21 protein-coding genes are annotated in these 25008 nt (G+C 28.6%); all 21 read right to left on the bottom strand.

Annotated features, from left to right (window positions below; genetic code table 11):
- Positions 1 to 17: 17 nt before the first annotated feature.
- The 21 genes from HBE96_RS05940 to HBE96_RS05845 all read right to left on the bottom strand — a co-directional run bounded on the left by HBE96_RS05940 (position 18) and on the right by HBE96_RS05845 (position 25007).
- Positions 18 to 197: a hypothetical protein gene (locus tag HBE96_RS05940; protein ID WP_169296840.1), complete on the bottom strand. Its 180-nt coding sequence runs from the start codon at positions 195 to 197 to the stop codon at positions 18 to 20.
- A complete protein-coding gene (locus HBE96_RS05935) occupies positions 172 to 921 on the bottom strand; it encodes a TnsA endonuclease N-terminal domain-containing protein (protein ID WP_169296839.1) in 750 nt (249 codons plus the stop codon). Before HBE96_RS05935 ends, HBE96_RS05940 begins: the two co-directional genes overlap by 26 nt.
- A gap of 782 nt (positions 922 to 1703) precedes the next feature.
- Positions 1704 to 3077, bottom strand: a complete 1374-nt coding sequence (locus tag HBE96_RS05930) for an ATP-binding protein (RefSeq protein ID WP_169296838.1) — start codon at positions 3075 to 3077, stop codon at positions 1704 to 1706.
- A 1337-nt stretch (positions 3078 to 4414) separates the two neighbouring features.
- The gene (locus tag HBE96_RS05925) at positions 4415 to 7504 is read right to left on the bottom strand and encodes an efflux RND transporter permease subunit (protein ID WP_169296837.1); all 3090 of its coding nucleotides are present in this window, start codon (positions 7502 to 7504) and stop codon (positions 4415 to 4417) included.
- Between the two features lie 12 nt (positions 7505 to 7516).
- Entirely contained in the window at positions 7517 to 8809 is a 1293-nt protein-coding gene (locus HBE96_RS05920; RefSeq protein WP_169296836.1) for an efflux RND transporter periplasmic adaptor subunit, read from the bottom strand.
- Positions 8810 to 9135: 326 nt separating this feature from the next.
- The gene (locus tag HBE96_RS05915) at positions 9136 to 9975 is read right to left on the bottom strand and encodes a metallophosphoesterase (protein WP_342590156.1); all 840 of its coding nucleotides are present in this window, start codon (positions 9973 to 9975) and stop codon (positions 9136 to 9138) included.
- Positions 9976 to 10532: 557 nt separating this feature from the next.
- Positions 10533 to 11747, bottom strand: a complete 1215-nt coding sequence (locus HBE96_RS05910) for an alpha/beta hydrolase family protein (protein ID WP_206154844.1) — start codon at positions 11745 to 11747, stop codon at positions 10533 to 10535.
- A gap of 44 nt (positions 11748 to 11791) precedes the next feature.
- The gene (locus tag HBE96_RS05905; RefSeq protein ID WP_169296834.1) at positions 11792 to 12232 is read right to left on the bottom strand and encodes a flavodoxin domain-containing protein; all 441 of its coding nucleotides are present in this window, start codon (positions 12230 to 12232) and stop codon (positions 11792 to 11794) included.
- Entirely contained in the window at positions 12229 to 12708 is a 480-nt protein-coding gene (locus tag HBE96_RS05900) for a MarR family winged helix-turn-helix transcriptional regulator (RefSeq protein WP_169296833.1), read from the bottom strand. The genes HBE96_RS05905 and HBE96_RS05900 overlap by 4 nt, the downstream gene beginning before the upstream one ends.
- A gap of 957 nt (positions 12709 to 13665) precedes the next feature.
- Complete coding sequence (locus tag HBE96_RS05895; protein ID WP_169296832.1) at positions 13666 to 14805, bottom strand: hypothetical protein; 1140 nt, start codon at positions 14803 to 14805, stop codon at positions 13666 to 13668.
- The gene (locus HBE96_RS05890) at positions 14768 to 15127 is read right to left on the bottom strand and encodes a hypothetical protein (RefSeq protein ID WP_169296831.1); all 360 of its coding nucleotides are present in this window, start codon (positions 15125 to 15127) and stop codon (positions 14768 to 14770) included. Before HBE96_RS05890 ends, HBE96_RS05895 begins: the two co-directional genes overlap by 38 nt.
- A 236-nt stretch (positions 15128 to 15363) precedes the next feature.
- The gene (locus HBE96_RS05885; RefSeq protein WP_169296830.1) at positions 15364 to 15855 is read right to left on the bottom strand and encodes an NUDIX hydrolase; all 492 of its coding nucleotides are present in this window, start codon (positions 15853 to 15855) and stop codon (positions 15364 to 15366) included.
- Between the two features lie 91 nt (positions 15856 to 15946).
- Positions 15947 to 16360 (bottom strand): hypothetical protein, encoded by a 414-nt coding sequence (locus tag HBE96_RS05880; protein WP_169296829.1) that lies wholly within the window; start codon positions 16358 to 16360, stop codon positions 15947 to 15949.
- 178 nt (positions 16361 to 16538) lie between these two features.
- Entirely contained in the window at positions 16539 to 16664 is a 126-nt protein-coding gene (locus HBE96_RS26620) for a hypothetical protein (protein WP_281064330.1), read from the bottom strand.
- Between the two features lie 311 nt (positions 16665 to 16975).
- Complete coding sequence (locus tag HBE96_RS05875; RefSeq protein WP_169296828.1) at positions 16976 to 18175, bottom strand: hypothetical protein; 1200 nt, start codon at positions 18173 to 18175, stop codon at positions 16976 to 16978.
- Between the two features lie 138 nt (positions 18176 to 18313).
- Positions 18314 to 18655 carry a hypothetical protein gene (locus HBE96_RS05870; RefSeq protein ID WP_169296827.1) on the bottom strand — a complete coding sequence of 114 codons (342 nt, stop codon included), beginning with the start codon at positions 18653 to 18655 and terminating at the stop codon, positions 18314 to 18316.
- A 648-nt stretch (positions 18656 to 19303) separates the two neighbouring features.
- A complete protein-coding gene (locus HBE96_RS05865) occupies positions 19304 to 19726 on the bottom strand; it encodes a hypothetical protein (protein ID WP_169296826.1) in 423 nt (140 codons plus the stop codon).
- Between the two features lie 60 nt (positions 19727 to 19786).
- Complete coding sequence (locus HBE96_RS05860) at positions 19787 to 20818, bottom strand: HEPN domain-containing protein (protein ID WP_169296825.1); 1032 nt, start codon at positions 20816 to 20818, stop codon at positions 19787 to 19789.
- Positions 20819 to 21180: 362 nt separating this feature from the next.
- Positions 21181 to 23157, bottom strand: coding sequence for a GAP1-N1 domain-containing protein (locus HBE96_RS05855; RefSeq protein ID WP_169296824.1), 1977 nt, complete (start codon positions 23155 to 23157; stop codon positions 21181 to 21183).
- Positions 23147 to 24007, bottom strand: a complete 861-nt coding sequence (locus HBE96_RS05850; protein WP_169296823.1) for a TRAFAC clade GTPase domain-containing protein — start codon at positions 24005 to 24007, stop codon at positions 23147 to 23149. The genes HBE96_RS05855 and HBE96_RS05850 overlap by 11 nt, the downstream gene beginning before the upstream one ends.
- Entirely contained in the window at positions 24000 to 25007 is a 1008-nt protein-coding gene (locus HBE96_RS05845) for a TRAFAC clade GTPase domain-containing protein (protein WP_169296822.1), read from the bottom strand. Before HBE96_RS05845 ends, HBE96_RS05850 begins: the two co-directional genes overlap by 8 nt.
- Position 25008: the final 1 nt, after the last annotated feature.

Raw genomic sequence — 25008 nt, 5'->3', positions numbered from 1 at the left:
TATACCTCAACTCCTTATTAGTTTGTACTTTCTTGCTTAAATGTACTGTCAATAATTAATTCTTCATAGCCTATATCTATAAAAAAACCATCCCCTATTCTCCTAATTGTTAAATTGGGTGGCATTATGTCCATAACAACAAATTTTTGTCCACGAAACCATATAATCGAATTATTTCTTAATCTCATATATTTCATTTAAAACACCTTCCAACAAGCCTTCGTTTACAATAATCTTTATCTCACTGGACTGATTTATTTTCTTACTAATACTTGTATAGAATACTCCTGTTGCTATTAGGTGATAAATAGCAGGTAATAATGACATCACATTAATTCCTATCTGTAACCTCTCCGCTAAATCTATAATTGTTGTGCTACCCATCTCAGAAAGTTGTTCAATTAATTTAGGTTCCAAAATATCAAATCCACTTCTATGCTTAGTAAAAGCCATTAAAAAATTTATATTTTCTAAAACAGTTTTAGAAAGCTTTTTGGGATAAATTACACAATACCCCCACCCACGCTCTTTGGTATATCGTGAACAAATCTTATTTATAAAAGAATTCTTCTTATTTTCCTCTTGTTTTTCTTTAACTTGGTATAGTACAGGCATCATGCCTTGTCTAAATACAAGAACATCTGAAATATGTGACCATGTCTTTTTATTTCCATGTTCATCTATATACGGTATATCAATAGTCACTGGCTGGGGGTAATACCTTTTTGTCGCATTATCAAGTTCTAACAAAGAATAAAACAACCATTCATTCAGACTCTCATGTTCTATTACTCTATTCATTTTATAACTATAGAATGCACCCATTATATTATGTAATTCATGACTCGCCTTATTATTCACTTTTCTCTTTGGAGCAAACTTGGTATCTTCTTCTTCCCAATTTTTATTGTCCCACTTCATATAAATTACACCTCCTATAATGCTTATTTTGTTTTTTCTTCAAGATCATGTAGTATATCAATTGCTTCTTATTTGGTTAAAAACTTTTCTTCTTTTACCAGAATACATCTTTATTTTTGACCATTTACATCTAAATATTCACAGTTAAACTGATTAAGTTAACTTAATTTCTATTTTCTTCTATTTAATACTATATGTTTAGAATTTCAACTGATTTTATAACATTCTATGTTTAGTACCCTATGAATATGTGATGTGGTTCCTCTAGATTCATTTACTATAATGATCAATGAGAATAGAAATGGAGTTTACTTGTTAAAAGGAAAGATTCTTCAACATGAAGTTTATAAGAAGGCGAAGTAGCTACTGATAAAACATGAAACATTTAAATTAAAATGCTTTAAAGTAATTGATTGCCTTTTTCTTATAGTTTCTCATAAAAAAAGAACACCACATAATTCAAGTTCGAATAATGCAGTATTTTAGTGGATTTTTCATATGCACAGTTGTTACTTAAATAGGAATAATATTTTTTAAGAACTAGAAAAGATTTATTTAAATCAGTTGATGTTGTTACTTAATAGATGAATAATTATTCCCATAGGATCTAACTTAGCGGTAGTTAAGCCTTTCAATAAATACCAAAACCTTCTTCGACTGTAAAAGAACTATTGTTAATCCCTTGAGATAAGATCATTTATAATAAGTTAACAGTAGCAAAATAGTTTTTTCTAAGGTATCAAATCAAAAGGCTAGTCCATTATTTTACTGCCATAATACTATTAATCATTTATATTCATATCTCGCTCATAGATAATTTTTATTAGATTGCCAACTATTTTATCTTTAAATTCTGTTGAGTTATTTCCTAAACTAGATAGTATATTTATAATTTTAACAGCACAGGTTTCTAAATCAGTTAAAGAATTCAACGGTATTACTATTCCATCTTGTCTATGCATAGTGCTTCCTATAGGTATCCTTGATATCTTTATGTTATATATTGAAACATAATCATCTTTAATGAAATCTACTTTCTTTAGAATATCAATGCATTCTTGCAATATTTTCCTTTTCGGCTCATCTAACTCTTCTATACTTAAGAGATTTTCTTCAGCAATAGTTGAATCCTCAATGAATAGGTTATCCTCAACTATATCTTTTTTATACTTTTTTATATCTTCTTTAATTTTTTGGGATACATTAATTATTTCCGTATCTTTACTTTTACAAAGTACATCATATAATTCTTTATTATTGCGAATATCAATGTTACCTATAAATCTTACATTCTTATGTTTATATTTATTTATAATATAGTTGCTGACCATGACTAATACAGTATTCCATTTTATTTCCGAATAGCTATTATCACTATAGGTTCTTTTAAGTTGTTTTTCAAAAGTATCTAGTACATATTTTTCTTTACAATTTTCTATGATTTTCTTTATATCTTCTCTATAAGCATCTCTACTTACATACCTTCTATCTCTGTTAATGGCACTTTTTAATTTTGAAGATATATTTTTTATATTATACGAAAATGCCAAGTTTTTATCTTCACTTATTTTCATTCCATTTATATAAATATCAGCAACACTATTTTCCTTTATTAGAATATCACCATAGTGTGTTTCCTCAATAATCTTGACTTCTTGATCTTTGTATATTAAAAATTGATTCTTAGCTTGCTCTATATGCTCCCAGTTGCACTTTTTTAGAGTAAACTTCGTTCCTTTAAAATCCTTTTCATCATTTCGATAAGCTTGTACATGCAATGTTTTAATTCTTGTTATTTGACTTTTCTCTTGCATATTAAGTTCGAATATATACTTAGCCGTCATAATCTCTATCTCAATACCATTATTACTAAGTACACTCAATGCATCCTTCAATCCTACACCGAACTTTCCTATTACATTATTCTTAGTAGCCTTATCACTACCCATCATGATAAAGTTCTCTATTTTTAATCCACTGCCAAAATCTCTAATTATATACTCATCTTCAGCTTTTTCTACTATCTCAATCTTCTCACTTTTCTTCTCATCCAGTGCATTAGCAATTATTTCTCTTATTGCATAATAGACATCCCAATCATTTAAATAATTTTCACCAATATTTAAATCAATGCTGTCCACTAATTGCTTATTCATTTATACACCTCAACAAAAACTTCCAATACTAATCATATTATTTGTTATATAAAATATTCTTCTAAATAAAAAATATCTTTATATATTTAATTTCACTTATACAATAATAGATAAAAGGACCTCTGATCTCAATTAATCAAAAGTCCTTTTTAAACCATTATCCTAATTTGTCATATATAATAGAATCCTTATAATATTCTGGGTTATTATAAATTGTATTAAAATTGTCTTTATACATTTTTGCTACAGTTGTTGTATTACAGTAATTATATTAAAGCGGTAATTTAATATAATTACTACTATTTTATTGCTATAGTTTATAATTTTCAATTCACAAATGATTTTGCTTGATTGCGATGTTGAGAGTCAAAATTGACTCATAAGTTAATTTCTAACTAATGAAAATTATTCACTAAGAATAACGACTATTTATATGATAACAGATATGAGGCATAAGTTATAATAACTTCTCTAATCATTAAAATCCCCTATCATACTGTACCTCTACCTCATTGCTCCTTCTTCTTAAAGATAGTCTGGAGCAGGTTGACCTTCACCCCTCTCTCACCCCCTTCAACCCCTTATTCCATGAGCCTTACCATACATTTTCCCTATTCCTCCCCAAACCCCCAGTAAAAAATAGTAAGAAAAAGCCTCTTTCGAGGGCGGTCTATTTAATTTTTTCTTTATATAGTTCTATTGAAACCTAGTAATTTCATCATATTAAGACGTGTTTGTCTGGTTATCCTTCCAATTAGTTTTCCAATTATAAATCCAATAATTTAAAAAAGGAGGACTGCCGTACCCCTTGGAAGCAAAGAAAAGTCATGCAGCATGGCAGGGAAATTCCTGCGACTGGTGCATGACTTTTCATAGTACTTTATTTTTCTTCGTATAAGTTTATTTAACTTCGTTAAAATTTATTTTACTGGTACAATTGGATTCCTCCATACGGTCATATGTATCGTGGGTTTTAATGGCGGATGCGAAACACGGTGGGTGAAATCCACTAAATAAAATCATAACACATAATCAAATATGTATTTTTTATTGGCTGAATTTCATTTTACAACAGGTCGTTAATGAAAAAATTATTAATCATAAAAACAAAATGACTACACCTTGCTTCAATCAACAATGCATAACTAATAAAATATATTTAAAGGGACTATCTAAATTGAATTTTGGTTCTTTCTCAGCTTTGGATATATTGCTTCTCTCAATTCTCTGGAATATTCTTTTATATCCAGGAAAATTAGAAGAGCCACATATAACAAATATCCTAACATGAGAAAGAACCTGAATTTTAGCATAGCCCCTTTAAAATTTTATGATCTCTACAAATTTAAATTTGATTCTTCTACATTAGCTTTTCTCGTTTTTATTCCAAATCTTTTGAATTTTCTTTTTAAATCATCTAACAATGTATATGCTATTGGTACTACAACTAATGTTAAAATTGTAGCAGTAATTAAGCCTCCAATTACAACTTGCGCCATTGGTGCAGTCATTTCTGATCCTAAGCTTTTAGAAACTGCTGAAGGAAACATACCAAATACCATAGCTAATGTTGTCATAATTATTGGACGTAATCTTGTAAGTCCTGCTTCCTTTAAGGCTTCATTTCTAGGTATACCTTCTTGGATCTTTGCCTTAGCTGCATCAACAAGCAATATTCCATTTTTTGAAACCAATCCCATGAGCATTACTATACCAAGTAATGCTGTCATACTTATATCACTTCCAAAAACAAATAATCCTATCATCGCTCCTATTATTGCAAGTGGCAAGGCAAACAGAATAGATATAGGATCAATAAAGCTTTCAAATTGTGCTGCCATAACTAAATATAAGAAAAGAACTGCCAACCCTATTGATTGAATTAAACTTGCTACACTTTTTTGCATCTGTTGATTCATTCCACCAACAGATAATGAAACTCCTTCTGGCAAATTACTTTTAATTTTTTGAAGATATTTATTTTCAAAAGTACCTGTTGAAATTCCTGAAACATTGCAAGAAATTTCAACTTGTGCTTGTTTACCATATCTATGTAACTCTGATAAAGTCGTTCCAACTACTTTCTTGGTTACTTGAGTTAATGGAATTTGAGCATTATTTGAACCTGAAATATAAATTTCATCAAGATTTCCAATATTTTTGCGCTGTCCTTCATCAAGAGATACTTTTACGTTATATCTATCTGTTCCACCATCGTATTTCGTCACGGTTGATCCATTAAATAATGTATATAACGTACTTGCTACATCTGCACTATTAACGCCTAGATCTGCTGCTTTATCTCTATCGACCTCTATTTCTACTTGTGGCGCACCAGATTTATTATTACTGCTTACATCTCTGGAATTAGGGTCTTCTGCCAATTCCTTCTTTATTTTTTCTGCAAAAACTTGAAGTTTTTCCCTATCTTCGCTTACAAGATTGTAAGTTATATCTTTTGAGGTTCCTCCTCCACCTGCAATTGATGAAGCTGATACTGTAACCTTAGCTCCTGGAATTCCGTGTAAATCCGTTCTGAGCATCTCTGCTATCTCTCTTGAACTGTTCTTACGATTTTTTTTATCTATCAACTCTAGTTTTATTGATGTTTTACTTTTACTTACAGCAGAATAAATCCCTTCCACTTCTGGATGCTTACTTTTTATGATTTCTTCCAACTGTTTATTTTTTCGGGAAGCTACATCTAGAGTCATTCCAGAATCGAAATCAGCATTAACTGTTATCTTATTATTATCAGATGAGGGAATCATTGAAAATCCTAAACTCGTAGCTAATATAATACTTGCTGCAAACATAGCTACACAAGCAATTAAGACTAATAATCTATGATTAAGGGTTTTTATCAACAAATGTGAATATTTTTCAGCTAAGCTATCAAACATTTCATTGAACCATTCAAAAAACTTACCAACAAATGTTTTACTTTCTTTTTTCCCACCTTTAAGCATTTTAGATGACATCATTGGTACAAGTGTAAAAGATACAAACAATGAAACTACCATACTGAAAACAATAGTCAAAGCAAATTCAATAAAGTATTTTCCAAGAATCCCTTCAATCATTGCTATAGGCAAAAATACTGCTATAACAGCTGAAGTCGTTGCTATTACTGCAAACCCAATTTCAGATGTAGCATCTCTAGCTGCTTCTATTGGTCCTTTTCCCTTATGCAGATGACTTACAATATTTTCAATAACGACTATTGCATCATCAATTAAAAGCCCTACTGCCAGTGATAATCCAGTTAAAGACATTGTGTTTAATGAAAAGTTCATAATTTTCATGCAAATAAAAGTAGTTATAATTGAAATAGGAAGTGATAATCCACTTATAAAAGTACTTTCCCATTCATGTAAGAACAAGAATACAATAAGAACTGCAAGTACACATCCCTCTATAATAGTTTGATTAACTCCTTCTACTGTACTTTGAATGGCTTTTGAATTATCACTAACAATATCAATATGGACACTTTCTGGCAGAGAAGTTTTAACCTCATTGACTACCTTTTTAACATTTTTAGCAACTTCAACAGTATTAGCACCGGATTGCTTAACTATATCTATACCAATTGATTCATTTCGTTGATAAAAAGCAAGACTTGTCTTATCTTCAATTGCATCTTCAACCTTTGCAATATCTTTTAATCTAATTTCAGATCCATTTTTTTTAGCTATTAGAATATTCTTAAAATCTTCAACTTTTTGTATCTTACTATTTGTACTAATAGCAATTTCATTGTTTACAGTTGAGACTTTTCCACTTGATTGATCAATATTGTCCGTTTTAATACTGTTTACTATTTGACTTGATGTAAGACCATACTGTAATAGTTTACTATTATCTAACTTTACATGAATTTCCCTTGTATCTTCTCCTGATACATCTACTGATCCAATTCCAGAAACTGTATACAATTTAGGTTTTATAGTATTATCTATAATATCTGATAATTTTTTATTATCATCTAAGCCATAAACAGCAATAGATACTATAGATGATGCTGACATATCAATCTTAGAAATAACTGGATCATCAGTATCCGTTGGTAATTGCCCCTTAATGCTTGATACCTTATCTCTAACTTCTTGTGCTGCAATATCAGAGTTTTTGCTTAAATCAAACCCTATAGTAGTTTGTGAAACTCCTTCTGTTACAGTAGAAGTTATAGTGTCAACCCCTGAAATTTTTTGAACTGCATCTTCAACTTTTTTTGTTACCTTTGTTTCTAATTCTTGTGGTGTTGCTCCCCTTTCTGTAACAACAACTGAAACATAAGGCATATCTGCCTCTGGCATATCATTAAGTACTAGTTTCTGATAATTTGTAAATCCTAAAATAGTGAGGGCAATCATTATAACTGTTATAAGTACAGGTCTTTTTATACTAATATTGGCTATATTCATTTATCATCCCTCCTATTTCGAACCTTCTTGCAGTAAATCATCTTTTTGTATACTATTTGTTTGAGATAAATCATCATTTCCACTAGAAGTTACCTCTATCTCATCACCATCTTGCAATGTACCAGTATTTGTACATATTATTTGATCTCCATCTTTTATTCCTGATGATATTTCAACCTTATTATCATATGTTTCTCCAATAGTAACTTTTTGCTTTTTAGCTTTGCCATTATCATTTATGAAAACTGAATAATTACCCTCATTTCCAACTAAAACATTTACTGGCGTGGTAATAACTTGAGTTTTTTCTAAACTTAGAAGCTCTGTTTTAGTATAAACACCTGGATATAATGCCTTATCATTATTGTCTATTTTTATCTTACAATTAAATACTCTAGATGCTACATCCGCTGACAAATCTATATTTTGAACTTTTCCATGAAATACTCGATCACTTCCCCCAACTGTAACTGTAGCAGATTGTCCTATTTTTGTATCACTTATTTTTTCTTGCGGCACTTGTATTGTTGCATATATAGATGATGTATCATTAACCTTTGCAAGTACTGTACCTGGAGATACCATTTGTCCTACATTTATAGCCTTATCACTTATCACACCACTTATAGGTGCTTTAATCACCACATTAGATAAATCATTTTTAAATTTTTCTATGTTAACTTTTTGTGCTTCTATGCTGGCTTTTGATGTTTCAATACTTACTTTTGTTATTTTAATATTTGCATTTCCTGAATTGTAGTCAGCTTTAGAATTATTTAATCTAGTCTCAGCTGCTTCGAAATCTGACTTTGATATAGCTCCACTCTCAAAAAGAGTTTTTTGTCTATCATAATTACGCTGTGAATCATCCAAATTAATTTGAAGCTTTTGCATAGTTATTTGTGCTGAATTTAATTGCTGTTCTGTTGAATTTAGTTGCTGCTCGTTTATTTTTAATTGAGCTTGTGCAGATTTGAGATTATTTTGTATATCTGTATCGTCTAAGGTAACTATAGCATCACCTGAATTTACATACTGTCCATTTTCAATTGTTACTGAAATAACCTTTGCCGATATCTTACTTGTTATCATTCCTTGCTGGTATGCCTCTAAAGTCGCTTTATATATATCTCTTGTATTTTTTTCTACCATTTTTGCTATTTTAACTTCGACTGCTGTTTTGTTTACTTTTACTGCATTGCCTGTATTCTTTCCAGTTGAAGTCATCTTATTTTTTACAACTATAGCACCTATTACTACTAGAATAATAACTGCAAATGCAGCTATTTTTTTTATTTTTTTCATTTTTATAACTATTCCTTTCACGCTTCTTTTAGGGCACAAAACGCCTCGAAATGTTGTTTCTTGGTTTTAAGCAAGTTATTTTATATTCTTTATTTGTAAGGATAACAACTAACTACAAATAAAGAATAATCTTTAAACTCCACTATCCTCATTAAAATGAACACTTTCAATGCCTTTCTATATAACATGCATATGATGATGCTTATTATAACTTTAAACTCTATAATATATCCTTAAATAATTGCTTAATCAGCTTTTCAAGTTCACATACATGTACCTCTATGCCTTTCTATAATTCTAGTAATTTTCACTAATACTAAAAATAATCACTTGTTAAAAAATATATTTATGCTAACTACTTCATTATCCGTACCGATTCGAAATGGAGGTCCCCAAGTACCTACACCAGAGGAGACAATTACATGAGGACTATTTTGATCTTTTTTATAATATCCATAATCAACATCAAATATAGCTTTTGTTATATAATTAATAGGAAATATCTGTCCTCTGTGAGTATGACCACATAAGACAAGATCTATATCCGAATTACATTCCCTAATATTTGAAGGCTGATGATCTAGAACTATAATTGGCAAATCTTTATATTGCACACCTAAACTAGGAATTTGTGATCTTACTTCACCCTGATCTCCAATAGGGCTTGAATCCCTTCTTCCCGCAATTACAAATTTATTATCAATATTGATATAGTTATCATATAAAACATTTACAGATGATTTTTCAAGAAATTCAATCATTTGATTATAAGTTTTCCCTGCATCGTGGTTGCCAATACACGCATATATTCCATATTTAACCTGGATACTCATCAACAATTTTTGTATCTTTTCTGGACTTTCCGCTGCATAATAATCTCCGTCAAAAATATCGCCTGAAAAGCATAAAATATCTGGATTTATACTATTTATTTTATCAACTACTTTGTTAAAATGGTCATAATTATTTATAGCATTCAAATGAATATCGCTAATTAGTGCTATTTTCAATTCACTAATCTCAGATTTCTTTTGAATCTCTACCTCATAGGAATTGAGTTTAATATCTTCCGCATTAACTCTCCCATAGATCAAAGATGCTGAAACTATAAAAAATACAATCCATCCTGTTATTAGAACAGCTTGGCGTTGAAAATCTGGACTCACAAGACCAAATCGGAAACAAAAAAACAGTATTATCATTGAAATTAGAATCGCTAAAAGCAGATAAAAATAAATGCCCATCCAATAATACGAAAACAAGGTGATATACTTTCGTATGGTAAAACTAGCAGGCAGAAAAAACACGATAACTACTGACAAAGCACAAATGGAATAAATAATATAAAAAACAAAAGGGGATAAACTTGGCCACATAGCAAGAATCCATGTCATTGCCTCTTTAGCAATTATGAAATTGGTAAGGCCATAAATAATAAATACACTAAGAATAACTACAATAAATATCATAATTAACCTCTTTCCTTCATTTCATAAACCTTTTTAATCTTATAATCTCACCATTTCATAGTAGCTTCTAATATATCTTACTAACTGAATAAATCTTTATTTTATAATACGTTCTGTTTCTTCCTTTGACAATTTTGAAGATTTTTTATTATAAAAACCATTTTTACTTTTTTCTAATGGAACAAAACTGTCATCCTTGTTATAACAACGTATCCTGAACTTTCATTCATATCTATACTCCTTTCAGATTCTTGTTACAAATTATCCTCAATCCAGTCTAATAAAATCTCTGATGCTACAGCATAAGCCCCCATCTGTGTATGATTCTGTGCGGTTGTATCTTCATCAAACAATAGATATTCCTTTGGACATTTGAGTACATCATACATATTCTTTGCTTCACCGTATGTTATTTCAGCCACTCCATCCATTACAAGCATCTTGCAAGTGATTTGATCAACAATATTAGTATTATCGTATTTCTTTAATTCCTCAATAACTGCATCAACAGTATTCTCTACTCCCTGTTTCCAAGCATAATCAGCAACCATTGTAGTCAGTGATTTAGGAATCATTATTTTGGGAAGTTTCTTACTCTTTCCTAGATTTTCAGAAATACTTTTACCCCAGTTAAGATTACCTGGATCTGTGATGCATAGTTTAATACGTTTTTCAAAAGCAACTGCTCTTGGTGCTAAGAATCCACCAAAGCTCATTCCCATAAGACCTATTTTCTCAGGGTCAATTTCTGGAAATTGCACTGCATAATCTATCACTGGTGTGATAACTTTTTCCCAATCTGGTCTGAATGGAAGTCCCTGCAATCTAAGTGCAAATCCCTGTCCAGGTCCATCAAATACCAGGCAGTGAATACCACGTTTTAATGCTGCATCATATACCCATCTGGTATCTTCTCCCCATGTATCACGACCTGGTGTAAGAATTAATAATGGTGCCTTCTCATCTGCTACAGTAGAACGATAAAAGTGTCCTGGTAGATAAGTATCTTCATATGGAATCTCTACATATCTTCCTGGATATCCAGACAATTCAAGATATTTTTCGTAGCAGCTATGGCTTTCCATACAGTATTCTTTCATTCTATGATCTTCTGGCCTGCTAAAATACATAAGGGCAATTCGATAATAGCTGGATGCTCTTAAATATTCTGCTCCAGCAGATAACTTTTTACCCTTTTCTTCTGCACTCACCGCTCTCTTTTTTAATCTGCTTCCCATATTTGCCCATGCTTCTACCCAACCTTCTTCATCTGCTGATTTCATATGACCAATAACATCAACTATTTCTCCAAAATCTGTCATTCCATATTGAATCAGACCAAATGCATGCTTCATCAGAGCATCCATCATAATCTGATCAAAAATTTTCATTTCAGACCACGCTTTACCGGACATCACATAATGCCCCATATCTAATTTTTGTTTCATCATATCCATTGGACTTGCCATAAATTATTCCTCCTTAAGTTTAGTACTAAACTATAAATTATATTCTATAGTGACTTAACAAATTTTTGTGCTTTTCTAATATCCTTATCATTAGGATGTTTTTTAGCTATCCCACCAATTTTAGCAAAAGGTCCAAATGTATCAAAACCTCTGCACTGATAGCTGCCTAACACTTCAATATTCTTTTTAGCTAAAATCTTCTTTGCAGGCTTTGTATAATCTCTGATTATCACTCCACATGTTGCAATTAAAAATACTTTTTGTCCTTCTCTAAAGTTTGTTTTCTCAATACAATTTAAAATACCTTTATGCATACTTTGGTAAAACACTCCAGATGCAAAACCAATCCTATCATATCCTGATAAATCTACAGATTTATTCTTTGTAATATCTATGAGATTAACTTCTATTTCTTTTGCAACTCCTTTTACTAATTTTTCTGTATTCTGATGATGTATAGATGCATATACTATTACCGTTTTCACTTTTCTGTCCCTCCTAATATTTCAATTTTATAGTATTCCATAAATTGGCTTATTTCCGAAAGAAATTTTCCGATTTTTTCAATATCGTTCTCGTCATAGCCTTCTAAAATTTCTTTTACCCCTTCATGCATCTTCTTGCGAATTTCATTCTGTTCTTGATTGATTTGTTCTCCTTCCTTGGTTAATACCAAATAGATGTCTTTCCCATTGTCTTTAGATTTTTCTTTTTTTATCAGACCTTTTCCCTGAAGTTTTGTAGCCATCTGAGACACTGCTCCTTTTGTCAGACCGAGGATTAAACATATTTCTGACATGTTGACATTTGGATTTTTTCCTATTGTGTCGATAAAATCTAATCCAGCTGAATTTACTGTTATATTCCCTGAAAATGTCACTGATGTATTACGAATATGATTTATTTTATTTGATATATTATAAAAATCTTTCATAAATGATCTCATATATTCTTGTTTCATATTCCGTCCTTCTGTTTAGTACTAAACTATACTTTTTTATTTTAGAGTGAACATTACCTCTTATCTATATTTTTAGTTTAGTGCTAAACTATACTTTTGTCAATACTAAATTTTTATATTTTGCCCTCTATAAAAAACTTTATGCATCTTTAGTATACTATTCCGTTTTTTTGTTCTACAATCTTCCACAATTTATAGCATTAAAATAATCAACAACATTTTATATCGTAGGTTTTATGATGGATGTGAACCTCGTTGAACTCCTATGTGTTCTTTATATTGTAAAACATCTCAACTTCGCGTTATAGACATTAGTAGAAGTTTATCCATACAACTTTTTACTTTAGATATTCTTGATATAAATTAATTTTCATTCTAAAATAGAAAAAAACATGGAGTTGATGCAGAAAAAATTACTGCATTAACTCCATGTTTAATATGACTACTTTATTGCTACGAAGTGAGTTTTTATTTAAATACATTATCAATGTTGTAAAATCCTGTGACACTTATTACTTATAATTAGTGACTGTAGGTTTGTAAAAAAATTTGATCAAAACAATAATTATAAATGGCTTAACTCCGTAAAAATAACTTTCTATTTTTATAAAAAAGTTTGATTAAAACTTGATATATTAAGAAAATTAAGCATTTAAACTTTATAAAAAATATTGATCAAAATATGTCTTTGAACTAAATTAAATTCATAAAAATTCGAATTAGTTTTTTAAATAAATTTTACTATCAGTAAGTTATATAATTCTTAGCATTAATGATATCTTTATCAATCTTTGTTTTTTTATTATAGAAATGTAGAAAATAGCATCTTCGTTTATAATGTCATAATTTCGAGTAAAATCAAAGAAAAAGAGTTAAAATAAGTGTAATCATATAAATTACTATTTGAGTTCCCTAAAATAAGAAAACTAATCCAATGTTATATTTATATTACATTATTTATTGTATTTTTTTAAAAGTATATCCCTTATACTGTTTTCTTTTTCCTAGACAAACAATTGATATATTAGATTGATATAATTTAACTCCAAACAACTCTAAACTTTGTCTTTCTAGTTCTCTTGATGACTCAAATATACCTAAACTTTTGTTATCTTTAAAGATTTCAACTTTTTTTCCATTAGCCTTTCCATTCTTAATGCTAGTCTTTGTAATTTCTTCTTGTACATCATAATTACACCATGATAAAGAATTTCCTCTTTTCAAATACTTTGATATAGTTGTATAGGATAAGTTCATAATCTTTCCAATATCATTAGTAGTCATATTAGGATTGTTTTTTTTATAATCGCAAGCAACTTTCACTAAATTAGTACAAGTAAATTCTTCAACTTTAAGCCAATCAATAGTTGATAAATCAAATATATCAATCAATATACTTTTTTTAATGCTATTTTTAATATATTCTAATTTACTAGGGTTACAATCAATTCTTATAACTTGAATTCCATTTTCTCTTGCTAATCTATCTTTCTCAGAATCAATAAAATTACTTTTTTCTTTTGTTTGACCACTCATATTGTTGTCAGAATTATGCCATTGGCCGTCCATTTCTATAATATATTCTTTGTCATTTAATTTTACATAGAAATCATATCTACCTGTTTTTAATTTATTGTTTAAACTATATTTACACCAATCAAAAATTTTTTCAGTTTCAAATTCTACTTGTAATTGCTCCAATACACTAAACATTATTTTATTAGGTTTTGAAATTGAATCACTGCAAGTACAACCTATTCCATACCTGTAAATCGTAGCTATTTTCATTTTTTTTGATTTTATTCTTCCGCAATCAGGACAAATTGGATATATTTCATCACCTCCACTTTTAGTATACAATTTAGCTTGATCTATGCCATTTAAAAAATACTTAATTAAATTTGGTGAGGTAGTGGGAATATCATTAATACCTTCGACAACAGTTTTCCCATTGCAACATGAGCAACCATTTTTTAATAATGAACTTTCATCAATCCATCCTTCATGCCAATTACATTTATTGCATTTATATTTATACCATTTTTGTTTTTCTATATAACTATTTTTTTTTCTTCCTATACCTATATTCTCTATCAATTATTATGATATCACGTTTATCATCTTTAAAAGTTTGTCCTATGACATATTTAAAGTCACCACTTTTAACACCTATAATTCCACCTATTTTACATTCTAATAAATGTCCAGTAGATATTGGTTTTAGTATTCTTCTATCTAATTCTAAGATTACTTTGTTCTCTCTTTTTATGTAATCTTTAATACAAAAACAATATTTTTTATTTTCATATAATACTTTTAAATATCTATTAATATTGCTACCCCAATTTATTTTACCTTTATACATACCTTCATCATATTTTATTAATTCATCAGTATAAATTGTATTATTTTTGTTCATTTGCAATTACATCTTTCTAAGTATTAATATCATTATTAATACTCATATTGTTATCTTTAGTGAGAGATTGTATAACAAGTACCAAACCCTCACTAAAATTCACTTCCTTTCTTTTTATACTATTTTCTGTGTATAACATATTAATAACTTTGTTGATAATTCGTTATATAAGAAAGATACGACTTAACTGGCACTAAAATTATGATACTTCACCTCTACAAATTGTAACTTGTTTTTTACAATATTTTAAAATATTTCTTTAGTGCATTGACATGCATAAGAAAAAATCTATCCGGATTAGCTTTTAGCATATCTAGTATAAAATCAGCTTTTTCCCAATGTATATTTTGTGTTTCATCTGTTGTTTCAGCTAGTACCCCATCAGCCTCGCAAAGAAATGTATTTAAAATAAGTGAATATGCTCCAGATAAATTTTGAGTAACACAGTATGGCTGAAAACTAATAACTTTATTGCCATTAATACAAGATTGTACACTACACTCTTCTCCATTTATTTTTGTAATAATTAATCCTGTTTCTTCTTTTACTTCTCTACGCAAAGCTTCAAAAACATTTTCATATTCTCTAATCTTTCCAGCTGGGATTTCAAGCATTCCATTTTCTTTACCACCATCTTCCTTTTGTCTTTCCTGCACTAGAATGAATTTTTCTCCGTCTATTTCCTTTTCAATAATTGCACCTACTGCTGGTTTTGCAAACTTTTCCATGCGCTTATCTCCTTAGTTATAAATTTTATTTTCTGAATAGTTGACAAATTACTACTTATTGAGTTATTTATATGAATATTCTGTATTAAATCTACATTGAAGTAATGCCGTTCATTAACAAGTATAGTCCTATTGAATAAATACCCATTATAGATGATATTACAGGTAATATCGTAAATTTACTATCTCTATGCATGTAAAAGTGTACGCCAAATGTAAGAATTATTAAAAAAAACTCAACAGCCCAATAATTAAAAATCATAAATGGAAATCCTATTATGCCAAGTAATGCAACCATAATAATTGTACTTTCTGGTTTTTTTATTTCTTTATTTATTCTAAAGAATAGAACCCCAAATGAAATGCCCAACAAAGCCGAACCTACCCATACTATATCTACTAAATTTATTGGATAATTTGAAAGTTTATCATTAAAAAATAAATATAAAACTATAGACTGTAGAATTATCATTATAGTAACAATAATTGAAATAAATTTTTTCATTAAATATATTCCTCCATCCACGTTTGTCACAATAATTTACAAATGTGATTTAATCATTATGAAAATCATACCATCTGTTATATATTTAAAATTTTGTTTCAAGAACATAAAAGTAGAAGCTAGTATATAAACATAATCAGCTTCTATTTTTCCTTAAAAACCATGAAAATAATTAAGATTATTTAATAGTATATTTTTGGGCTAATCTATCAATAATAGCTTTATCTTTACCAGTATATTGAAAAGATGTATTACTAGGTTTCTTTCCTATATTTATTTTTAATTTACCTTGTTTAATTTCCATTTTTAAATCACCTCAACATAAAAATTCTAGTTTTTTTAGCATTTCTATAATATGGCTCTCGTACCTATAACGATTGTAGTTTTATTATATAACAAAACTATTTTCCTTTGCATCTAAAACTGGGAAAATTGTTTTATGTGAAAAGGTTATAGGGATAGATAATATTGTATTTATAATAGAAAGTGATTTCATGAAGAAACTATCGTATCTTAATTTAATAGGTACAGTAGTTTTTTTAAATAACATTAAGTTACTAATTTTCCTCTAAAAATAAACCCGCATATCATCTAAGAAATATCCTGAATTATTTTTTATTCTTTTTTTGTAATACTGTTGAATATTATTGAAACATAAGTTGTTATTAATATAGTAGTTAATGCATTAGAATTATATATAATCCATTGCGTAATATTAGGAAAAAGAGACTTATTTGATAAAGAAATACCTTTAACTCTTCCTGAAATTAAACATTCTAACTTATTTTTATTACTTCCTTTATTGTTATCTGAATTATTAGGGTTGTTTTCTACCTTTATATCAAAATCATTATTTATCATCTGAGTAGGGTCATCTTTAGCTTGTAAATATTCATCATTATTCTTATATCGCGCTTCTGTTTCTAATCTTTTTATACTTAAGCTAGTTAATGGTACTTGAAGCTGTTGAGGAGTAGAGGAATTAATAAATGTTAAATTAGCTTTGCTGGCAGTTAACAAACCTACATTATCTGATTTTCCAGTAAACCGAAATCTATTATCCACTTTAAAACTTAAATTTGACTTAGTATCTATTGCAAGTCTAAGTGGGAATTTCTCATCCGATGATTGGATTTTCATTATGTTATCCTTTATATTCCTAAGATTCAATGGTGTGTCATTAATAAAAACTGAATATAAATTATCTATACCAAATTGGTCAAATAAAATTTCCATGTTAGGTGCCCCACCTAACTCCCAGGTTATTCCATGTAGCTCATCATCTTTTTTATTATATATATTATGTTTTATGCCTTCATAAATTTCGCCATTACCTACTGTTGCAATATCTCCACTTACTTGAAGATGATTTGTTATTAGTGCATTACGATTGTATATATTTACACAATTATTAAATCCTAGTCCTATATTTCCCGCACATGATACATTACTCCGCTTACTAAAAACAATTTTAAATCCACCTTCCTTTAATTCTACCGTTTTATCATTGTACTGAATTTTAATAGGTAGATAATTACTAATTATTCCTCCACTTGAATATACAAGTTTGGTTTCCCCTCCAATAGATCCAACTACATTCTTAGAAAGATTTATTGAATTTAAGGTTCCATCAAAAGATACCCATGCATCTTTGGGAATTGTATAAAAAATTAAATAAATAAGAGAACAAAATACCCTTGTTGCTACTAACATTTTGACTATTGCATGTACTTTTTTAGAATTAGTATCATTTATCCTAGTTCTTCTTATTTTCTTAGATTTATTTCTTTTTTTCAAATTTATTCTTCGTGACAATATAATTCTCCTTTGTTAGTAAAATATTAATACCATTTTTTATTAATTCGACAATTACTATAGTTTTCCTTTTTACACTTCTATCATTAACAAATACATATCCAAAGTATCTTACTCTTCTCATGGTTACTACCATTCTCATTTAAAATGAATTATGGTTATTTTTGTTTCCTTAAGATTTAATTTTTTTAATATAAGCATATATTCTACTAAATATTTCATGAATAAAATTCTCCCAAGCATAATCTCAAGCTTTATGTTTTCTTTCATGTCTTCAACACCAATGTCTAATTTTTCAGTTAAACCTTGTATTATGTCCTGTTTATTTACTATTGTAATTATAAATATCCTATTGTAAAATATACCCCTCAAACCATAAACATAAAGCTTATATTCCCTCTTTCTTCTACCTCCAGTTTTAAAATCACAAATAAAGTATTTCCAATAGACCATATAAAATAATAAATTTAAAATAAGCATAAATAAAAGAGCTTACAATTAAAATATCCATAAGCTCTTTTATGCCAATGACTTTCCCTATTTTCACGAATATAATCTTTTATCTAAAATCATATTTTCTTCCTCAATGCTTTATATTTATTGTTTACCATAAAAAAATTAATGCTATATAACACAGTATCATAAATCTATTTATAATTTTTTATCTAATTTATAATAATCAACACTTTACAATTCCATAATCTTAAGACTATACCCATTTGCAAATTATTCCACATATTGTACTGCAGCTATTAAATTACGTCATGCTAATATCTAAAATACGTATAAACATTCAACTCTCTTTTAATAAATATAAATTATTTAATATTAAAATTTTTGTTATTATGATTTACCAACACAACTTTATTAAATTCAATATAATAATCATCAATCTTATTTAACGCTTGTCTTAAAACTAATTTTTGTTCTTTATGATTTAAAGTTTCAATTTTTTTGCGTATTTTATCTCTAGTATCAAATAGTTCCTCACATAACCATACTAAATTAAAAAATAATATTTTGAATAAATCTTGATAAAAATATTACTCCTTTACTTTAGTCTTATATTTATTTTTGTAATAAAATTTGATTAAATCATTAATATCTTTCCTATCTATAAATTAGCAATTATAAATAATTTATAAAGTCATTAATATCTTTATCGAAGTCCGTAGTATGTATAGTTAATAATTCTTTCACTTTTTCAATTGTTAAGTCGATTCTATTTTTCATACAAATTGGTTTTTCATATTTTAAATTGCCATCTTCATCATAATATCCATTATAACTATTCCAATCGTAATAACCATCTAACTTCTTAGTACCTTTAACACAATCTATAAAATATTCATGTAAGTCCTCATAGCCAGAGGCTTCCCAACTACTTACATCAGGTAAACAAAAAGTTATATATTCTATTTTAATTTGATTATTATTGACATTCAGCTTTAATATACTAGCTTTTTCCCTATCAAAACTAGATCTGTTTGAAATATCTTTTATGTAAAAAATCGAATCAGAAAACCAAAGAAATCTCTTTCCATAACTCACAAAATCATCTCCTTGTTTCTATACTAAAACTTTGTTGTAAACCTACAGCAACAATATAAATTATCTAATTATGTTTTGCCATTGATCTTTTTCAAAATCAAAAACATTTAAAATCGATAGGATAATTGTTAGAATATAATATAATGATTCACCAAAATTAGGCTCTTCATCGCATGGCTCTCCATGAGCAACTTTGTTCCTATATGTCTCTATTTTTTTAAACTCTATTTTGTATATATTACACAATTGTTGGAAACTAGGATTATTGCCTTTTATATTAACCTCACTCATTATGTCTTTTAATTTTTCTACTAGTCTTCTATTATCTCTACTGCAATTTTTTATCTTATCTTGCAGATAAATTTTAGCCTCTAAGTATGCTTTGTTATCATCAACATATGTATCTAAAAATCTTTTATAATTCATTAAGTAGTAGTCTAAAATTTCTCGAATCATATCCTCAATAAAATTGTCTAAAGATGCAAATATATTAAATAAAGCCATCCTGTAATTATTGTTTACATAATTAATACAGCCTTCTACTAGGTAATATACCCAACTTGGAGTATTAACTTCATTTGCTAAACCAGTGACACTTAATTTAACTTTAGTTTTTAATGCAGAGTCTATGTCCATTAATGTTAGTTCTGGCTGAAATCCTGGTCTTGTATATGTTCCCTTAATTGAAATTTTGCCACTATAATTGTTAAAATAATCCATATAAGCATCTATTCCATAATATGAACCTTCTGTTATATTACCTAAATAGTCTTCAAATACATAAGTTATATCAGAAACATCAGTAATAAGTGAAAAGTGATTAATATGAAGGATATCATATATATTAATAGGATGATCTTCTCTAACATCATCATTTGATTCAATGGACGTACTAAATTTTAATTCTTCAGTGACTATATGTGGAATTATTTGATTTATTATTGTAATAGGATCTTTTTTTAGCTTATTTATGATATCTTCTTTATTTGCATACGATCCTCTTAGAAGGATTAAATTTGTATTAACTTTAGTCATATAAATACGTTCTAATTCAGATTTTGTAACATTAAATATTTCTTCTTTTACATTCATTTTCTTTCCACCCCCCAATTAATATTTTTTTCAATAAGTATTTATTTTTTGATACCTATATAAATTATACAAAGCATGTCCATCTAATTCAAAAGTTGTACTATTTCCTGTAATTTTTCCGCACAAAGTATTGTACCTATTGGTGATTCTTTGCCTTCATTTTTTCATACTTACTTAGCAACACTAAATATAGTTTCACCTGACCTATATTATGCGCAACTATGCATAATATAAGCCAAATAATATATTGTTGAGTTTGATAGATCCACTACATTTTATCAAAGGAGATCTTTTTTTCTGCTAACGGCTGAAAACCTTTTAAAACATGTAGTATCCAAAATATAAAACAGGTTCCCTTTTAACTACAGCAAATTAATATCTATATCTGAGTTTTCATTTGATTCAACTATTTTTAGTTTATATCCTTTTCTTTTTATGGCTTTTCTTAATCTCTTACATTTATCCCATTGGTTAAACCATGAATTTTCAGGTAATAATTTTTCGATTTTATCCCATTCACTATTTGGAAAGGTTTGCTTTGCGACACTAGAATAAATCATTTTAAATACAAAATTAACATTATGCAGAGGAAATATAGTACTTGACTGCAGAATAATAGGAAAATAAAATAATGCCACCTTCATCTTATCTTCATATGTTAATTCATTGATATTGATCTTATCAAAAATTGATACCAGCAATTTTTCATTCATCTTCAGGACAATGTTAGAAAAAAGATTGATAATCTCAAGCATCAGAATCAATTGATAATTATCAAGTTCCTTATATTTTGTTTCTATAATTTTCATACAATATTGCTCATGATTTTTACATACTTCTTTAATTGATTCAGGGTTTTTACTGGCTAGAGTTCTAATACCTAATAAATAATCAAAAAAAACAATAACTGATTTTTCACCAAACAAATCAAATAGTTCCCTACCAAAATCATATATACTATTATTTAAAACTACAAACAATATATAATCTTCCAATTCAACTCTTTTGGTTTGTATTTTTAAACACTGTAAAATCTCTTCTTGAAATACTTTGGGTTGATACCATATTTTTACACATTGAGCCAAATCGGGGTTCAGCATTACCAGCCGGCTACACATATTTAATTCCATGTTAGTAAAATCATCAAACATTTCAAGTGGAATTGTTTCTGCGTATATTGTTAGCACATTTTCCCCAATATTGCCAATATCACTTTTTGCTAAATACCTTACTAATTTTTGGGAATTAACTTTATCTGTCATTAATCCTATATTTATTAACACTTTGAGTTGTATTGGGTTAATTGAAAGCCAATTACTATCAACGAGATACAATAAAATTTTCGATGAATCATTCTTACTACCCCATTCACAAAATTCATCATCTATATAGAGATCTATAAATAGACTGCCTAGTTTTTCTTTTTCAATTGTTGGAAATATCTTTTGAATAATATTCAATCCTTCAGCAATATCTATACATCTCATTTCTGCTCTAGCACCAACATATATTTTAACAAACTGTGCAAAATATTTGCTTTGTAAATATTGTTCTCCAAATTTGTTTCTGAATCTATTAAAGTTTTCCCAAGAATCTCCAACCTCAAATTCACATGATTTATCTATCCAGACAGGAAAAGCTCTTATGGAACTAATTTCTTGAAGAACTTTACATTCATTTTCCGTTCTCAATACATTATTGATAATATATTTTGGTACAACTTGTAGATTTAATGTTTCGGTTTCAAACTTTCTAATCGCTAATGAACCTGTTGAAAATGAAAATCCTTGTTTCATATCTTTGTTATGTCGAGTCCAAAGATATATCAATTCTTTTGCATAATAATTTGAGTTTTCCGCCAAAATAATCGAAGGCGATTCATTTCCCCATATAGCCCAAATCAGATATTTTAGTTTTGTATTATCCATAGACAAAGTATTAATATCTTTTTCTGCTTTTATCAATACCTGTTTAGTATACCTTATGAAACCTTCTGAATTATTTGGCCTGATAAAAATATTAATCAACTGATTGATATTTGCTCCTATTGCACATAGATCCCTTGGTTCTATAAGCACTGACTGTGTCCACACACATCCCGGTCTCTGCATTTCATAAGCATACCAGGTATAGCTTAAAACAGCTTTGTTATCATCCGGTAAAAAGTAACCAGTATAATATTCCTCAAATCCACTTTGAATTTCAGGACCTGATAAATCACTTAAAATTTCCATTTTTCGTTTTGATTTTTCCGATAAATTTATAGATGAAGCGATTAAATGATGCCCATTTGCATATCCATGTAAAGATTGTTCAATTAAAATTTGTCTATTCAACATTTTCTCCACCTACCACCTTATAAATAGGCAATGTAATATCATGACTAATTTCTCCACAATTGCTTTCAACAACTATTCTTTTCATAGGTTCATCTATATTTAACAAATCGTCTCTAGATTCTAATTCTCCACCTTGTGCACTTACTCCCCAGAAACTTGTTAGGAATATATTATTAGATTTTAAAAATTGCCATAACATATTCATTTCTTTCTTTATATATTCTTCCGGTGTTAGCTTAACTTTTAAGTTTTTTGTTAAATCCCACGCTGATAGTACAATACCAAGATTAGAAACTTTGTTGTTTTTTATTAATTTTACAAATTGTAAAAGTTCAATTACTTGAATTTGTATTGGATCATCTTGCTTAGGATTACGTACTGGATAATTCCTCTCACCCATTTCAGCCTTATCTTGTAAGGGAATAGAATCATTAGGCATGTCTGTAATAAAAGTGATTCCTTTTATATCATTAACATTTATAAACATCAATATACCATCTGCTGATCTAATATATTCAACTAGTTCATCTGAAATTTCTCGCTTCTCATATTGATTTTGAAAAGTTTCTCCAGAAAAGTCAGGGAATCTTAGATTGAAAATATTTTTGTTTTCATCAATAATATCTATTGATATTTCAGTTTCTTCATATCCTAATTTAGTTCTATCTAATTGGTCTGCATTAACCCATCTTTTGCTAAGATCTGCTAAGTATTTTGCATTGCCTATTGTATTTAATTTTATTCTATTTTGCATCGATGCATTGTTTAAAGAATACCATAATGCCGCTAAATATGTAGTCTTACCTGCATTAGGAAGTCCCATTATATAGCATCGTTTTAAATTATCCATTACTATCACCTAAAAGCTTTTCATAGAGTTTATCAAACTCAGATTTAACTTTTCTTTCTCTTTTATTATTTTTAAACGATAAAACTATACTATTTTGTGGGGTGGACCACGAATCCATTAATTCTTTAATTCCATGTCCCACCTCAAATATTGTATTATCATTCGGCATAGCAGCAACATTATAAAAATTAATTTCATTAATATATGATTTTAGGCGTTGTTCTAGTTCTACTTTCACTCTTGTAGTAAATGTTTCTACAGATGGATCTTTCAATAAGATTTCTTTAATAATATCATATTTACTAGTTACTACTTGTAAATTTGTGTGAGCAGTATAAAGCCCTGCATCAAATATTGTTCGTAACAACTGTGCCATCTCTTCAAATGCACCATTTCTTCTTCTTTTATCAGCTAATAACTTTCCATCGAGAACAGCTATAATGTAATCTGCTGATTTAATAAAATTAAAATCTTTCTTCATTGATTCGATGCTAGCTATATGATTCTCGAAATCTTCACCAGACAGGTCTGCAAAAAGAAAATTTATATACTTATCGGTTTTACAATTCCATAACTTTAAGTGTAAAAAAGTCTCTTGCGATCCACGGCTAGTTCTAGGTGTAGTGGATATATTTTGTTTTGACTTCGTTCTGGTATAATATGATCTTTGCTCATAGCCTTGTAAGGTTTTAGAACCGGCAAAGTAATAGTCTCCAACTACATCATTCTGAAACATCTGGTACAGTGTTGTTTCAATGGTCGTTTTTCCGCATGCAGACGGTCCGATAAGAATAATGATTTTGGTATTTTCTGATGCTGTTATTTCATAAGTTTCTCCTAAAGTAAGTGCTCTCCCTGATGGTAACCGACGTATTCCCTTTTTTTCACTATTAGAAAGCTCCTCATCAGTAATATCTCTATCACTTATATCAGTTTCTATATCATCATTAATAAGCTTATTTATATTTTCATCATTTTCAACTGTAGGTTTAATATCCATA

It is taken from the genome of Clostridium muellerianum (assembly GCF_012926525.1).
GTDB lineage: Bacteria > Bacillota > Clostridia > Clostridiales > Clostridiaceae > Clostridium_AM > Clostridium_AM muellerianum.
The sequence above is the reverse complement of the archived record's forward strand: the minus strand, read 5'-3'. Positions and strand labels throughout refer to the sequence as shown.

What these genes read in the sequence shown, in the direction of transcription:
- HBE96_RS05870 (WP_169296827.1), bottom strand. Translation starts at nt 18,655, where the DNA reads ATGCTTATTTTAAATTTATTATTTTATATGGTCTATTGGAAATACTTT.
- HBE96_RS05900 (WP_169296833.1), bottom strand. Translation starts at nt 12,708, where the DNA reads ATGAAACAAGAATATATGAGATCATTTATGAAAGATTTTTATAATATA.
- HBE96_RS05860 (WP_169296825.1), bottom strand. Translation starts at nt 20,818, where the DNA reads ATGAATGTAAAAGAAGAAATATTTAATGTTACAAAATCTGAATTAGAA.
- HBE96_RS05850 (WP_169296823.1), bottom strand. Translation starts at nt 24,007, where the DNA reads ATGGATAATTTAAAACGATGCTATATAATGGGACTTCCTAATGCAGGT.
- HBE96_RS05925 (WP_169296837.1), bottom strand. Translation starts at nt 7,504, where the DNA reads ATGAATATAGCCAATATTAGTATAAAAAGACCTGTACTTATAACAGTT.
- HBE96_RS05890 (WP_169296831.1), bottom strand. Translation starts at nt 15,127, where the DNA reads ATGAACAAAAATAATACAATTTATACTGATGAATTAATAAAATATGAT.
- HBE96_RS05930 (WP_169296838.1), bottom strand. Translation starts at nt 3,077, where the DNA reads ATGAATAAGCAATTAGTGGACAGCATTGATTTAAATATTGGTGAAAAT.
- HBE96_RS26620 (WP_281064330.1), bottom strand. Translation starts at nt 16,664, where the DNA reads ATGGAAATTAAACAAGGTAAATTAAAAATAAATATAGGAAAGAAACCT.
- HBE96_RS05920 (WP_169296836.1), bottom strand. Translation starts at nt 8,809, where the DNA reads ATGAAAAAAATAAAAAAAATAGCTGCATTTGCAGTTATTATTCTAGTA.
- HBE96_RS05855 (WP_169296824.1), bottom strand. Translation starts at nt 23,157, where the DNA reads ATGTTGAATAGACAAATTTTAATTGAACAATCTTTACATGGATATGCA.
- HBE96_RS05935 (WP_169296839.1), bottom strand. Translation starts at nt 921, where the DNA reads ATGAAGTGGGACAATAAAAATTGGGAAGAAGAAGATACCAAGTTTGCT.
- HBE96_RS05845 (WP_169296822.1), bottom strand. Translation starts at nt 25,007, where the DNA reads ATGGATATTAAACCTACAGTTGAAAATGATGAAAATATAAATAAGCTT.
- HBE96_RS05910 (WP_206154844.1), bottom strand. Translation starts at nt 11,747, where the DNA reads ATGGCAAGTCCAATGGATATGATGAAACAAAAATTAGATATGGGGCAT.
- HBE96_RS05940 (WP_169296840.1), bottom strand. Translation starts at nt 197, where the DNA reads ATGAAATATATGAGATTAAGAAATAATTCGATTATATGGTTTCGTGGA.
- HBE96_RS05880 (WP_169296829.1), bottom strand. Translation starts at nt 16,360, where the DNA reads ATGAAAAAATTTATTTCAATTATTGTTACTATAATGATAATTCTACAG.
- HBE96_RS05885 (WP_169296830.1), bottom strand. Translation starts at nt 15,855, where the DNA reads ATGGAAAAGTTTGCAAAACCAGCAGTAGGTGCAATTATTGAAAAGGAA.